At 52.4% G+C, this 14,309-nt stretch carries 12 protein-coding genes and 1 pseudogene; all 13 read left to right on the top strand.

All coding sequences use genetic code 11. The features are described from left to right. The first annotated feature begins 3 nt into the window (after window positions 1-3). The 13 genes and pseudogenes from D1646_RS05545 (at window position 4) to D1646_RS05490 (ending at window position 14,216) form a co-directional block, all read left to right on the top strand. The gene (locus D1646_RS05545) at window positions 4-1,722 is read left to right on the top strand and encodes a recombinase family protein (protein WP_160635503.1); all 1,719 of its coding nucleotides are present in this window, start codon (window positions 4-6) and stop codon (window positions 1,720-1,722) included. Beyond that, window positions 1,715-3,310 carry a recombinase family protein gene (locus tag D1646_RS05540; RefSeq protein ID WP_160635502.1) on the top strand — a complete coding sequence of 532 codons (1,596 nt, stop codon included), beginning with the start codon at window positions 1,715-1,717 and terminating at the stop codon, window positions 3,308-3,310. Before D1646_RS05545 ends, D1646_RS05540 begins: the two co-directional genes overlap by 8 nt. Window positions 3,311-3,724: 414 nt before the next feature. After that, window positions 3,725-4,111 carry a TnpV protein gene (locus tag D1646_RS05535; protein WP_160635501.1) on the top strand — a complete coding sequence of 129 codons (387 nt, stop codon included), beginning with the start codon at window positions 3,725-3,727 and terminating at the stop codon, window positions 4,109-4,111. A 209-nt stretch (window positions 4,112-4,320) separates the two neighbouring features. Beyond that, on the top strand, window positions 4,321-5,349 hold the full coding sequence (locus D1646_RS05530; RefSeq protein ID WP_160635500.1) for a hypothetical protein: 1,029 nt from the start codon (window positions 4,321-4,323) through the stop codon (window positions 5,347-5,349). A 17-nt stretch (window positions 5,350-5,366) separates the two neighbouring features. Continuing rightward, window positions 5,367-7,088 carry a DUF262 domain-containing protein gene (locus D1646_RS05525; protein WP_160635499.1) on the top strand — a complete coding sequence of 574 codons (1,722 nt, stop codon included), beginning with the start codon at window positions 5,367-5,369 and terminating at the stop codon, window positions 7,086-7,088. Between the two features lie 676 nt (window positions 7,089-7,764). After that, window positions 7,765-8,229, top strand: a complete 465-nt coding sequence (locus tag D1646_RS05520) for a hypothetical protein (RefSeq protein WP_160635498.1) — start codon at window positions 7,765-7,767, stop codon at window positions 8,227-8,229. Beyond that, the gene (locus D1646_RS05515) at window positions 8,226-8,441 is read left to right on the top strand and encodes a hypothetical protein (RefSeq protein ID WP_160635497.1); all 216 of its coding nucleotides are present in this window, start codon (window positions 8,226-8,228) and stop codon (window positions 8,439-8,441) included. Before D1646_RS05520 ends, D1646_RS05515 begins: the two co-directional genes overlap by 4 nt. Before the next feature lie 109 nt (window positions 8,442-8,550). Next, window positions 8,551-10,380, top strand: a complete 1,830-nt coding sequence (locus D1646_RS05510; protein WP_160635496.1) for a recombinase family protein — start codon at window positions 8,551-8,553, stop codon at window positions 10,378-10,380. Window positions 10,381-11,334: 954 nt separating this feature from the next. After that, window positions 11,335-11,946, top strand: coding sequence for an ABC transporter permease (locus D1646_RS05505; protein WP_243154034.1), 612 nt, complete (start codon window positions 11,335-11,337; stop codon window positions 11,944-11,946). Continuing rightward, window positions 11,943-12,137 (top strand): GntR family transcriptional regulator, encoded by a 195-nt coding sequence (locus D1646_RS23070; RefSeq protein ID WP_243154033.1) that lies wholly within the window; start codon window positions 11,943-11,945, stop codon window positions 12,135-12,137. Before D1646_RS05505 ends, D1646_RS23070 begins: the two co-directional genes overlap by 4 nt. Window positions 12,138-12,179: 42 nt before the next feature. Then, window positions 12,180-12,692, top strand: coding sequence for a UTRA domain-containing protein (locus tag D1646_RS23065; RefSeq protein WP_347565136.1), 513 nt, complete (start codon window positions 12,180-12,182; stop codon window positions 12,690-12,692). Between the two features lie 16 nt (window positions 12,693-12,708). Then, a pseudogene (locus tag D1646_RS05495) lies at window positions 12,709-12,927 on the top strand (purine-nucleoside phosphorylase); the annotation flags it as partial. Between the two features lie 98 nt (window positions 12,928-13,025). After that, window positions 13,026-14,216 carry a phosphopentomutase gene (locus tag D1646_RS05490; protein WP_160635495.1) on the top strand — a complete coding sequence of 397 codons (1,191 nt, stop codon included), beginning with the start codon at window positions 13,026-13,028 and terminating at the stop codon, window positions 14,214-14,216. Window positions 14,217-14,309 lie beyond the last annotated feature (93 nt).

The raw sequence follows: 14,309 nt of genomic DNA, 5'->3' as shown, positions 1-14,309 counted from the left end.
AAAATGGCACGAAAGAGCAGAAAAGCACAGGCGCAGAGCAAGCCTGTGGCAGAAGTCAAAAAAGAGGCAGCGGCGCTCCCCACCGCCATCTATGCCCGCCTCTCGGTGGAGAACAGCGGCAAGGACGATGACGGGAACTCCCTGCAAAACCAGATCGCCGTCTGCGAGGACTATCTGGACGGATGCCCCCACCTCCGGCTCACGGAGGTCTACTCGGACAACGGCAGGACGGGGACCGTGTTCGACCGTCCGGCGTGGAACCGCCTGATGGACGATGTGCGGACGGGGAAGATACAGTGCATCGTGGTCCGTGATCTCAGCAGGTTCGGGCGCGACTATGTGGAGACCGGCAGCTATCTGGAGAAGATCTTCCCGGCGCTGGGGACACGGTTCATCTCCGTGAAGGAGAACTTCGACAACTTTACCTGCGGCAACGCGATGGAGTCCTTGTCGGTGAGCCTGCAAAATCTGGTGAACGCCATGTATTCGCGGGACATCTCCAAGAAGGTCTCCACGGCGCTCCGGGCGCAGATGGAGACGGGGAACTTTCGGAACCGCAACCTCCCCTACGGCTACCTCTGGAACGGGGATAAGACCGCCTATGTGGTGGATGAAGAAGCCGCCGCTGTTGTCCGGCAGATATTTGAGTGGAAACGGCAGGAGGTATCGGTCTACACCATCGTTGAGCGGCTGAAAACCGGGGGCATAGAAAGCCCGGAGCGGCACAAGCGCAGGGCCGGCACCCGGAGCGGCGGCAACATCCAGGGCGAGGGCTGGTGTCCCTCCACCATCCGGGGCATCCTGCAAAACCGGGCGTACATTGGGGAGATGGTCTGCGGGAAGTCCGAGACGGCGCTCTACAAGGGGCTGAAAAAGCACGTCACCGAAACGGACAAGTGGATCGTAGTCCCTGACGCACACCCACCCATCGTATCTATTTCGGACTTTGAGGCGGTGGAGCGGCAGATGCGGGAGGACAGCGCCCACCGGGAGACGGCTATGGAGTGGTCGGCGGACATCCGGGCGGGCATGATCGACCTCTTTGCCGGGAAGATATTCTGCGCCGACTGCGGAAAGCGGATGTACTACAAGCGGCAGCGTATCCAGTGCAAGGGCGTTGTGTTCCGTGGGGTCTACGATTGCAGCACCCACATGAGGCGGGGGCATGGGACCTGCTTCAAACACGCCATGCGGCAGGACGCCCTCAACGAGAAGGTGTTCAACGCCATCCGGGACCAGCTTCAGGTGGCGCTGGACTATGGGAAGCTCCTGCTTGCCATGCGGGGCGGCTCCGGCGAGGCAAGCGTCCGGGAGAAGCACAAGGCGGCGGTGGCAAGCGTCAAGCTCCGGCTGAACGCCCTGAAAAAGAAACGGGCGGGGCTGTATGAGAGCTATGTCGAGGGCATCCTGAACGAGGAGGAATACGCCTTTGCCAAGCAGACCTATGAGGAGCAGTACGAAGCCCTGAACCGGCTTTTGGACGAGGCCGTGGAGCGCCGGGAGCGGTTCCTGGCGTCCATCTCCCCGGACAACAAATGGCTCACCATGATGCGGGGCGCTGCCGGGATGACAGGATTGACGCAGGAGCTTGTGGACGCGATAATCGAGAAGGTGCTTGTCTACGGCGGGGGCCGTATCGAGGTCGTGTTCAACTACAACGATGTATTTTACGCCATGCTGGAGTGCGTGGAGCAGATAAAGGAGGCGGGCGGCGATGACTGATTACCGGGTGGGCATTTATATCCGCCTTTCCCTGGCGGACGGGGACGGAAAGGCCGAGAGCGACAGCATCGGCAACCAGCGGGAGCTGATCCATCAGTTTTTAGACCGCCATCCCCAACTGAAAACAGCGCCCCGGACGGAGTTCGTGGACGATGGGTACACCGGGACCAACACGGACCGCCCGCAGTTCCAGGCGCTGATGAAGGAGCTTCGCACCGGGGCCATCAATGTGATGGTGATGAAGGATTTTTCCAGATGCCATCGGGACTATACCCAGATGGGCAACTATCTGGAGTGCGTCTTTCCCTTCCTCGGCGTCCGCTACCTCTCCGTCAATGACGGCTACGACAGCGATGATTACAAGGGCATGACCTCCGGCATGGATGTGGTCCTGCGGAACATCATCTATGAGGCGTACAGCAAGGACCTGTCCGTCAAGACCACCACGGCAAAGATCATCATGATGAAGCAGGGCAAATACATAGGCAGCTTCGCTCCCTATGGCTTTCAGTTCCATCCCACGGTCCGGAACAAGCTGGTGATAGACGGGGACTCGGCGGCGGTGGTGCGGCGCATCTTCGATATGACTTTGCAGGGGATGGGCAGTACCGCTATTGCCCGCCAGTTAAACAGTGAGGGCATTCTTACCCCCGGCGCCTATTTCCGGCAGAAAAATCCGGGGAGTGGACGGTTCCGCAAAGCCTCCGAAAAGAACGGCTGGACGGCGGCCACGGTGCTGAACATCCTCCACCAGTATGAGTACACCGGGGCCTTGGTGGGGCGCAAGCGGTACAAGGCCGGCCTCCATGAAAAGCGGACCGTCCCGCAGGATAAGTCCGACTGGATCATCTATGAGGGGGCGCATGACGCCATCATCAGCAGGGCGGACTTCGACCGGGCGCAGGAGATCATCCGGCAGAGGCCGAGGCGGGCCAAAGGGACATCACAGGAGTATCCGCTGAAAGGGCTTCTCAAATGCGGCAACTGCCATCGGACATTGAGCCGTTTCCACAGTACGGCGGGATACTACTACCGATGCACCAAGAGCAAGGCGGATGAGAACAGCGATTGCCCGAAGGGAAAGCTGTTCTCCGAGAAGGAGATCGAGGGCATCATCTTCCGGGCGGTCATGCAGATGCTGGCGATGTGTCAGGAACGGAAAAAGCAGAAGACCTCCCTGATGCTGACCCGCAAGGAGCGTATCGCCGCCTGTGTTGCGGAGCTTCAAAAGCTGGAACAGCAGCAGGAACGGTACAGGCAGGAGAAGTTCCGGGCCTACGAGGATTACAGCGGCGGGACGCTGGCAAAGGACGCCTACCTGAGACAGCGGGCGGACATTGACGGCAAACTCGCCGCCGCCAAAGCCGAACAGGAGGCGCAGGAACAGCTTTTATCTGAACTGGAGCATCTGGCCTTTCAGGACAAGGCGCAGGAGGATGATGTGTTCACTTCTTTTGCCGGAGCAACAGAACTGACGGCGGAACTGGCGCAGACATTCATCAAGGAAGTGCTGGTGTCCTCTTCCACCGAGATCGAGATCGTCTGGAAGTTCCGGGATGTGTTTGATATGCAGGGACATGACAACTGATAAAGGTTTCTACCTCACGATAAAGCGGATGCCGGGGGGCGGTCTGGGAAAGACCTGTTGGCCGCCTCTGGCATCCGTAAAAAATTTGGTGTTTAGTTGACACAAAGAGACCTGTCCCGTTTCGGGCGTGAGCATGTTGACGTAGGAAAATACCTTCGGCAATTTACCAGTCAAAACATCCGATTCATTGCGATTCTGGACATTTATGATAATATCAAGGAAACTTCCTCAGATCACCTGGTCGTTTCCATGAAAAACCTGTTTAATGCCACCCTCTCATAAAGAATGACACTACACGCAGGACATAGCATCCCTGTTACCTCTGACAAAGCTGATTTGTACCGCAGACAGAAACTACCTTATGCCGAATCTGTATTAACAGTAGCGGCTACCAAAAATAACGGGGGTAACGCAATGGACGAATTAAAACCGAGAATCCATGACGAGGCAAACGGCCTTGATTACATCCTTGCTGGGGACTACTACATCCCGGCAATCAAATTGCCAGTGGTCGATGACCGCCCCATCGGGAAGTGGGGGCGGATGCACCGGGCTTACTTGGCAGAAACAAATCCGCTTCTGCTCAACCACCTGATTTTGATTGGCAAATTGCACTCCTACCTTGCTGACCTCAATGAGCAAGCGCGGGATCACTGCCAGCTTATCATTAAGCAGATGGCCTCTGCCGGGGGCGTAACCGAGGACTTGAAGCGGCGGTCGCAGTGGGAATGGATAAAAGCCATGAACAGTATTGTCAGCCAAGCCGAGGAAATTATCAGAAACGAGTTAATTTATACATAATAGGTACAGAATCCGGGCAGTTGCGCTGATAGTAGGATGTAGGTATCAGAGGGGGCTTGTTGCATAGGCAAGCCCCCTCTGAGCGGTTTATGCGTTACAAATGACGGATGTACTTCAAAAAACTTGGAAGTTCCTGATAGATAGTGGATGCCGGATTAGTTGCGTATTTCAACAGGCCATGATATAATGTGCTTGGGAGGTGGGGTGATATGGTAGGATGTATAGTATTTCATAACACATTTGGCAGTGGAACGATTATCAGCAAGACTGCAAATCTGCTTGTTATTGATTTCAATGGTACTGAGAAAAAATTCGTCTACCCAGATGCTTTTGAGAAATATTTGACAAGTGTTGACCAGGGATTGATGGCACAGGTGAGCCGCGACCTTCAAGTAAAGAACGATGCTCATGCAACGGCTGTATTATCTACTGTTCAGCCTGATCCAATCCCGCCGAAACCACAGGTGCGAAAAAAACTTAAAAAGGTGGAACGCTCCAACGTAGCCTTCAAGTGTAACTATTGTGATGGCGGAAAAACATCGACCTGTATAGGCTTTAACGGTGTTTGCTCTGATATAGTCTTGCGATACAATATTGAGAAAGCCCGTCATATCTGGTGTGCTGACACAGAATCCCCATGCCGCTGTTATCTGGATGGAAAAATTAGCCGTACCGAATTGGAGGATATGATGAGGGGTGGCGGCGGTTTGGACTCCGTTTGCTATGAGAGTCATATGTTGCGTGACTGGATGGCCAGCGCGGGTGTTGTTCAGACTGGAGCCAACCGAGGAAAACCAATGCGTCTTTTGAAAGTACAGCGTAACAGTCTGGCTGTACTAACCTCACGGGAACCGAATTATGTCTCCGATGAATCGCGTTTTATTTTCGCTGTTTTCCTTGTAGATGAAAGCTACGAAGGAGATCACCGGGATGCCGGTTATGTAACCACAACATCCGAATGGAAAATTTCTCTCACTCCGCAAGAGGCGCATCAGATATTGTTTTGGAATTATTATCTCAATCAGAATGCACCTGAGAGGATAGTTTTTGGCTCTGGTCTCCATCGCTATCTTTCCGACAACCAAGCCGCGCAGATATTGAGGGATATTGCGGAGGTTAGAACTGAGCCAAAAGACAAGGAATTTGCGCAGAGGTTTTTCGAGCATTTCTGTACGATAAATGGAATCGACATGGCGCAAGTGCCGCCTCCTGTCGGTGCGTTGAAACAAAAGAAGTAATAATAGGAGAGATACATATGGATGCACATAAGGCGTTGATACAAGACATTTTTAACAACGGTACTCTGATTGAGGTTCCATTTTTCCAGCGGTCTTATGTATGGAAGGGTGACCTTTGGCAGCGCCTGTTAGATGATATGGAATTTATCGTAAAAACAGGCAAACCCCATTTCTTTGGGTCTATCATTTTGAAGGTCGGACGTAAACGCAGGCAGGGTGACTTATTTACAGTATGCAAAACCGTTGTTGACGGGCAGCAGCGGCTGACTACTTTTCTGATTTTTATGAAAGTCCTCTGCTTAAAGACCGGGCAGACAACAATGTTTGATATGCAGTTCAGACTTATGGGACAAACGCTTGCATTGTGCCACGGCAAAAATGACATTGCCGCTTTTGAGAAAGTGATGGCATCCACATCAGCCGAACAGATTGACGATCCGGCTCCCGGCTCCAGAATTATTGAGGCGTTCAATTTCTTTGTCAAGAATCTCGATGAAACGAAATTGGATATTATGACAATCATGACAAATACTCAGTTTGTCAAAATTGATTTGGACGAAGATGAGGATGAACAGCAGATTTTCGATACTATCAATTCCCTGGGTGTGAATCTGACTACATCGGAACTGTTGAAGAACTACTTTTTCAGCCGTGAAACCATTCAAGAGTATGAGGCAAAATGGGTATCTGTATTTGAAAAGGATGATGATGTAAAGGCTTACTGGGACACAGAATTGGAAACAGGCCGTCTCAAGCGGGCAATGATTGATATATTCTTTGATGCCTATTTTCAGCTTTTCATTCAAGATCGGAACTACAATATCACAAATGAAGATAAGCTGATGTATGCAAGAGTGGACCATCTATCGCAGTCATATCAGCACTTTATCAACACCTATTGCGGCGGGAACAAAAATGTAGTCCTTGATGCGATGCACGACTATGCGCTTTGTTTTATGAATACATTCAAGCTGGATCAGTGCGAGCGAAGTATTCCCTCCAACTTTGGTGTAGAGCGAATCAATGTCGTGATATTCGGCCTAAAGAATACCACCATGATTCCATATATCCTTTTTGTCGCAAAGAATATTTCTGATGACGCCGAGAAAAACAGAATTTATGGAATCCTTGAAAGCTATATCATGCGGAGAATGATTGTCCATGCGTCTACTAAAAATTACAATAACCTGTTTACATCCCTAATTCTGAATCAAGTTTTGGACGCCGACACGTTGCAGGCAAAGTTGAAGAACGCTGGGGATGCCACGACTTACACGCCTGATGACAATGAATTGTGGAATGGATTTGAAAATTCCAAGTTGGTCAATCTCCAGTCAAAGGGGATCATTTATCTTATTGAAAGCAAGATACGCCCCTCCAACAGCGCGGTTGCCTTATTGGGATTTAACCAGTACAGCCTTGAACACCTCATGCCCAAAAAGTGGAGAAATAACTGGACACCCTGTGCTACAGATGATTTGGAGCGACAGCGGGACTCCATTCTTTTGACTCTTGGAAATCTGGCAATTATTACGCAATCCTTGAATGCTTCCATCAGAGACGCAACGTGGGATATGAAGAAGGCCGGAAACGGCAACGGGAAACCGGGACTCGCTTTGTGTGCAAGTGGGCTTTGTACTCTTTACGATGTCCTTACAAAAGTAGCTTGGGACGAGAACGAAATTTCGGCCCGCGCCAAATGGCTCTTTGAGCAGGCACGTACGATATGGAGCCTCTGATGCTCGTTCATAGGAAAGTCTGCATATTAGTTTTCGGTTTATAAATGCATGACCAGCCCAAGTAAGGGTCGTCACCAAAGTGGCAAGCAGTGTATTTGTTCCCACAAATACTCAAAACAGCTTTCTGGCGGTCACGCCGGAAAGCTGTTTTTGCTTGTTGGTGGCACAGCCCCCAACCCCCTTTTCGCAGAATTTCATTCTGCGGCTACGCACCGTTCCGGCGCTTTTTTCTTCCGCCCCCGGCGGAGATGTTTTGAAAGCGGCAAGGCTGGCTTACCAGCATAATCGCAAACTGTCCCGTAATAGGAAACGGCATTTTTCAAAATCTGTCAGGCTCGCAGAGCCGTAGCCAGACCAGCGGAGCGGTCTGTTCAAAGGGCTTGGGATACTTCCCAACAAGCAAAACCTACGGTTTCCGGCATCGCCGGGAACCGCAGGTTTTGAGCGTTTGTATATACAAACGCCCTGCTTGCCCAGTAGTGAAAGCCTGTACTGTCCACCAGCCCTCGACAAACTTTCTTCAAAGGCATTGATAGGAACATCTGTTTGTGCTACCATAATAGCGAACTGAATACTGCACATATTTTTCACGCAGATACATAGACCGAACCACAGCGTTTTGCTGGGGTCGGTCTTGTTGTATCTGCGTTTTTTGTTTTTGAAGGGAGGCTGGACAATGGAAAAAATCAAGACAGAGGAAGTCAGGCGCGGGCGGGGCAGGCCGAAGCTGGACGCCCACATTACCGAGGAATACGCCCCCAGCAGGCGGCAGGCGTTGAACAAGATGTATATGTACGAGGGCGTCCACCTGTTATCGGTAGCGGCTACCGAAATTCAAAACAGCGAGGTCTTATGGCGAGAGGACAGAACAGCCGTCACCTTGAAATCCCGTGACGGCATCCTGGAGCAGCTCGGTAGAATGGCGGTGCAGGACAAGTTGGGCCATACCGATTGCGTCTATCTCGCCAACCTTGCCATCGCCGCCGTTCAAAATGGGTACACCACACGGGAGGTGGAGGTTGCCCTGCGGGAAATCCGAATGGCGGCGAAGTCCAGCATGAGAAATCCAGACAATGAGGCGCTTTATTGTGCGCTGGGCAACACCGTGGACATTCTGCGGAGCATAGGAGGTGTCGCATGAAAACCGAAAAACGGCCAGTGGAAATCACAGTGGCAGGGGAACTTCCCGGCTTTGAATACGGCGGGTGCCGGGGCGTGTTTTTGAACCTGGGCCTTGATGTGGAAATGGACGGAGTGACCTATCACCTGTCCAGCAGCTTTGCGGAAAAAGCGGAGATGGGCGAGGTCATCGACAGGGCGGAACTGGAGCGGAACAGGCGGCAGACGGCGTAAAAACTTCTGATTTCTGTCAGAAAACTATTGCTTTACAGTGCTAAAGCGGTTATGATGGGGGCAGGTAACAGATGCTATGTTCCTGCGTCCAGGGAGGTAAAAAAACAAGATGCAGGAAAAATACAATGTTGGAATCTATTGCAGGCTCAGCCGGGATGATGAGAGAACCGGCGAGAGTGTGTCCATCGAAAATCAGAAAATCATGCTTAGCCGCTATGTGCAGGAGCAGGGCTGGAACCTCTACGCCGCCTACTGTGATGACGGATGGTCGGGCGGCAACTTCGACAGGTCGGCATGGAAACGGCTGATTGCTGACATTGAGGCCGGGAAAGTGGCCCTGGTGCTGACGAAGGACATGAGCAGAATCGGCAGAGATTATCTCCAAACCGGTTTTTATACGGAAGTCCTCTTCAGAAAATTTGGGGTGCGTTTTATTGCCATTGGCAACAGCATCGACAGCGATGACCCCAGTTCCAGCGAGTTTGCTCCCTTTGTCAACATCATGAGCGAATGGTATTTGAGGGACCTGAGCCGCAAGCAGCGCACCGCCATCCGGGTCAAGGGTGAGTCCGGCAAGCCCACCACCAACTGTGCCATCTACGGCTACAAGAAAGACCCCAATGACAAATATCACTGGCTGATTGACGAGGAAGCGGCGGCAGTCGTGCGGCGTATCTTCCAGCTTACTATCGAGGGCCGCGGCCCCTATGAGATCGCCACGATGCTCTGCGAAGAGAAGATCGAGACGCCTGCCACCTATTTCGCCAGACAGGGGCGGGGCGTATGGAAAAGCAGAGAGGACATCCCCCGGCCTTATAGCTGGAACGGGTTTGCGGTCGGGCAGATTCTCTCTAAACCGGAGTATATGGGCCATACGGTCAACTTCCGCACCCACAAGGAGTCCTACAAGGACAAACGGGCCATTGTCCACTCGCCAGAGGACTGGCTGATTTTTGAAAACACCCATGAGGCCATCGTGGATAAAGAGACCTGGGAGCTTGCCCAGAAACTGAGAAATACACCCCGCCGCCACGACACCATCGGCGAGGCCAATCCCCTGACCGGGCTTCTCTACTGTGCCGACTGCGGCGCGAAGCTGTATAATCACCGTTCACAGGGAACCGCCACCAAGCCCTATTCCTCGGACTGGTTCGACTGCTCCACTTACACGCTGGCCCGGCAGTATCATGACAGTGCCTGCAGTAATCATCATATCTCTACAAAGGCACTGCGGACGCTGATCCTGGAGACAATCCGGGCTGCCAGCACCTATGCCATCTCCAACGAAACGGAGTTTATCCAAAAAGTTCGAGCGGCGTCCGAAGTCCGGCAGGCGCAGGCGGCGAAAGACCTGAAACGCAAATTGAACAAAGACAGGCGACGCTGTGAAGAACTGGACACCATCATCAAGAAGCTATACGAATCCTATGCGGTGGGGCGCATCGGTGAGGAACGCTTTGACACTCTCCTTGCCGGGTATGAGCAGGAACAGGCAACGCTCCGGCAGGCCGTCACGGAGGCGGAATCGGCACTGAACAGTTTCGAGCAGGACACCGCCAATGTGGAACGGTTCCTCGCCCTGGCAAAGAAGTACACGGACTTTTCGGAACTGACTACGCCCATGATCAACGAGTTTATCGAAAAAATCATCGTCTATGCCCCGGAAAAGATTGACGGCGACAGGACGCAGGAAGTCGAGATTTATCTGAAGTTTATTGGGCGGTTCGACCTCCCGGCCCCGGAGTTGACGCCGGAGGAAGAAAAGCGGCAGGCATCCCTGCACCGCCATCGAGTCAAGAGCCGGGAACGCTACCAGATGATGAAGGCCGGCGAACACGTTGTCGGTCAGCCATTTAAGCTGGTCTGCAAATGCTGCGGAGAAGAAATTGAATTGACGGGGCGATTGGGGATATTTTTTGGGAAACTCCAAAATGTGTAAGTGTATCATTTGCTTACACCTTGCAGGACACAGAGAAAAAACTGGAATCTGATATAGCGCCGTGTACTTTTCAGATTTTACACAGCAATCAGACTGTCGAAAAGCGGACTGTCTGGCGTTGAGCTGGGCAGTCCGCAAAGCATAATAAGGAGCAAAAGGGAAGTACAGCAGGAACGAAAAGAGCGGCAAAGAGGCAGCTTTTTGGGGTTCATGGCGGCAAAGTTAAGCCCCAGCCCGTTAGAGACCTGGGCAGTGTTCCCATAAGTGCATCAACCCTGGGATGATGCCAGGAAAACCGGCTTTGCCTCCACCGCAAGGCCAATTATGACAGCGATAGCATCAGCGGAGAGGTATGGAGAAAACCCTATCTCTCCGCTTTTCATCCATCGTGGGGCGGGCCCTAGGCGTCTATGCCTCGGCAAAGCGTCAAAAAACCACGCCTAAATCTTGTTCACTTTTTACAAAGTTTTAGGATTCACTCCCCTTTCTGTTGACAAATTTTATAATTTATACTGTTGCATTGCCGTATTTATTGGACAAGTAAATTTAAATGCACTACAACAAAGGGGGACTTATTCAATGAGAAGCCGGAAAAGACGATTGACCGCATTATTGGCAGCGGCATATATGGCCGCTGTACTGACAGGGTGCGGTACGGCAGGAGGCAGAGACACGGACAGAGGCACGGCACACATCGGAATCATCTTCACACAGGCGGGCTTGGGCGGCAATTCCTTTAACGATTTGGCCTTGGAGGGCGTCCGGCGGGCAGAAAAAGAACTTGGGATTACCTACGATCAGGTGGATCCGAAATCGGCATGGTACACCAGCACTTCATGCTGGTCAGCCAGCTCACCGTTCTGGAAAATATCATTATCGGAAAAGAGCAGGGCGGTCTGTTTCTGGACCGGAAGGCCAGCGAGCAAGCTTAAAGCCATCTGGCACACTGAGGGAATGTCTGAGCCGGTCAAAGCTGTCTCCAACCTGACGGTGCCTGTGCTCTGCGACATTCCTGTTCTCGGCGCATTTTTCAAAAATCAGTCTCCCTACCTGTATGCCATGCTGCTCATTGTCGCGGCAGTCTGGGTATTGTTTTACAAGACGAAATACGGCCTGCGCTACCGCGCCATTGGCGACCAGCCCCATGCGGTTCAGACAGCGGGCGTGCCGGTCAACCGCTACCGCTATATTGCAATGATGTCGGCGGGGGCAATTGCGGGGCTGGCGGGCTCCTACCTCTCCCTGTCCCAGAACAACCTCTTTGTGACGGATATGACCGCCGGACGGGGCTTTATGGGACTGGCCGCCAACATCTTTGGCGGCTGGCAGCCGGTGGGCTCGCTGCTGGCCGGAATGGTGTTCGCCGTGGCTCAGGCAGCCCGGTTCTACCTCACCGACCTGTCCATCCCCTCCCAAATCGTACAGATGCTGCCCTACATCATTACGCTGCTGATTCTTTTATTTGTGGGCAAGCGGGGTAAAGGGCCGGAAGCACTTGGCAAACTGGTAGATAGGGTTATACTATTGGCAGAACGATTTGTTCAACAAGCCAACAAAGGAGTATGACCAACTATGAAGAATGTCGTAAAGGAAAAAATGTTAAGATTCCGCTGTATGTGTCCGTATATGAAACGATTTGCCAGTGCCTGAAGGAGGGCAAGTACAAGCCTGGGGATAAGCTGCCGGGAGAAAGCATCCTTGCGGAACAGTTTCAGGTCAGCAGAAGCACATTACGGCAGGCCATGCTCCTGTTGTAGGAGGACGGGCTGGTAGGCAACCATCAGGGAAAGGGCAATATTGTGCTCTCCAATCAGGACCTGAAATCCAACGGCTTGGAGAAGGTGGGCAATCCCATCCTGGATTTCTGTGTCCACCCCATCGACCGCACGGTCACCACTGTGGGCTTCCAGCCCGCCACCCGCAAGCATCAGGAGGTACTGAAGCTCAGACCCTCCAGTATTGTTGCCGTGATCGACATCACCTACTACCATCAGGATATGCCGGTGGGGTTCGCCATGGTGTATATGCCCTATGAGGTGTTGGACAAGGGCGATGTGGATCTGGAGGATACGGACAGCGTTTACACATTTTATACCCGGCTGCTGTCCTCCGGCCGGCTGTACAGCGATACCAAGCTGCGGATTGTACACGCACGGGAACGCCTAGCCAATATTCTGGCGGTTCCGGAGGGGGACCCCCTCCTGATTATGGAGGAGGAGCTCTATACCGAATACGACAAACCCGTGTTGTCCCATAAAATGTTTATGGGAGCGGACCTCTATAAGATCAGCTTGAAACGTAAAAGCAGATAAAGTATAATTTACTGAAATGGAGCGGATACATATGAAAACCTTTCACAATGAGGCGGAGCCGGGGCAGATTGCGAAAACTGTCCTGATGCCCGGCGACCCCCTCCGTGCGAAATATGTCGCAGAAACTTACCTGGAGGATGTGGTCTGCTATAACCGCGTCAGAGGGATGTATGGGTATTCCGGAACCTACCAGGGGCAGCCGGTGTCTGTCCAGGGCAGCGGGATGGGGATTCCCTATCCACACCAACACCGCATTGACCAACGAACAGCGGGAACAGAACCTTGACCTTATGATTCGCTGCGCCTTGGAACTGGCAAAAGGGGAGTATGGGGATGGAAGCTTATAAGCGTATCTTTGTCATTGTGGTGGATTCGCTGGGCGTTGGCGCGATGGAGGATTCCCCGGCATTTGGCGATGTTGACGTGAATACCCTGGGACATATTTTCCAGGCGGTGGAAACCCTCCGCATTCCAAATCTGCAAACATTGGGTATCGCAAACCTGACGCCTTTGAAACAGGTCGAGCCGGCAGAGATCTCCCGGGGCTACTATGGAGTTCTGCGGGAAAAGAGCTGGGGAAAGGATACCATGACCGGCCATTGGGAGATGATGGGACTGGAGGTCAAGCAGCCGTTTCGCACATTTACAGAAAACGGCTTCCCGCCGGAGCTGATTGCCGAGCTGGAGCAGAGGACTGGCAGAACCATCATCGGAAATAAGAGCGCCAGCGGAACGGAAATCTTGGAGGAGCTGGCCGAGGAGAAAATTGCCACAGGACACATGATCGTGTATACCTCTGCGGATTCCGTGCTGCAAATCTGCGGGAATGAGGAGACCTTTGGCCTGGATGAGTTGTACCGCTGCTGTGAAATTGCCCGTGAGCTCACCATGAGAGAGGAGTGGAAAGTGGGCCGCGTGATTGCCCGCCCCTATGTAGGAAAAAAGAAGGGCGAGTTCAAACGAACCAGCAACCGGCACGATTATGCCCTGAAGCCCTTTGGCAAAACTGCCCTGGACGCCCTGAAAGCCAACGGCCTGGATGTCATTTCAATTGGCAAGATTCGGGACATATTTGATGGTGAGGGGATCACCCAAGCCCAAAAATCTACAAGCTCCGTTCACGGTATGGAGCAGACCATTGAGACTGCAAAGGGGGATTTTCATGGCCTGTGCTTTGTAAATCTGGTGGATTTCGATGCCCTTTGGGGACACCGGCGGGACCCGAAAGGATACGCCGGCGAACTGGAGCGTTTTGATGAAAAATTAGGCGAACTTCTGGATATCCTGCGGGAAGACGATTTGCTCATCATTACGGCGGACCACGGCAACGACCCAACCCATACTGGGACTGACCATACCAGGGAGAAAGTACCTTTTTTGGCCTATTCACCCTCTATGAAGGGCGGGGGAGCCATTCCTGAATGTGATACTTTCGCAGTGATAGGCGCTACCATAGCGGATAATTTTGGCGCAAATATGCCAGACGGAACAATGGGTTATTCTTTGCTTTGTGAGTTGAAATAAATTCCCTTCATGATAATGTGAAATATAGTCTTTGTTCCTCTCCGTGCGGGATTGGGGTTTTCCTCTCCGTTCGGTGTTTGGATATAACAAAAC

This window comes from Pseudoflavonifractor sp. 60 (genome assembly GCF_009911645.1).
Classification (GTDB): Bacteria; Bacillota; Clostridia; order Oscillospirales; family Oscillospiraceae; genus Lawsonibacter.
This window is presented reverse-complemented; position numbering and strand designations above follow the sequence as displayed.

Coding starts and splice junctions, on each gene's coding strand:
- D1646_RS05545 (WP_160635503.1), top strand. CDS start 4: ATGGCACGAAAGAGCAGAAAAGCACAGGCGCAGAGCAAGCCTGTGGCA.
- D1646_RS05540 (WP_160635502.1), top strand. CDS start 1,715: ATGACTGATTACCGGGTGGGCATTTATATCCGCCTTTCCCTGGCGGAC.
- D1646_RS05535 (WP_160635501.1), top strand. CDS start 3,725: ATGGACGAATTAAAACCGAGAATCCATGACGAGGCAAACGGCCTTGAT.
- D1646_RS05530 (WP_160635500.1), top strand. CDS start 4,321: ATGGTAGGATGTATAGTATTTCATAACACATTTGGCAGTGGAACGATT.
- D1646_RS05525 (WP_160635499.1), top strand. CDS start 5,367: ATGGATGCACATAAGGCGTTGATACAAGACATTTTTAACAACGGTACT.
- D1646_RS05520 (WP_160635498.1), top strand. CDS start 7,765: ATGGAAAAAATCAAGACAGAGGAAGTCAGGCGCGGGCGGGGCAGGCCG.
- D1646_RS05515 (WP_160635497.1), top strand. CDS start 8,226: ATGAAAACCGAAAAACGGCCAGTGGAAATCACAGTGGCAGGGGAACTT.
- D1646_RS05510 (WP_160635496.1), top strand. CDS start 8,551: ATGCAGGAAAAATACAATGTTGGAATCTATTGCAGGCTCAGCCGGGAT.
- D1646_RS05505 (WP_243154034.1), top strand. CDS start 11,335: ATGTCTGAGCCGGTCAAAGCTGTCTCCAACCTGACGGTGCCTGTGCTC.
- D1646_RS23070 (WP_243154033.1), top strand. CDS start 11,943: ATGACCAACTATGAAGAATGTCGTAAAGGAAAAAATGTTAAGATTCCG.
- D1646_RS05490 (WP_160635495.1), top strand. CDS start 13,026: ATGGAAGCTTATAAGCGTATCTTTGTCATTGTGGTGGATTCGCTGGGC.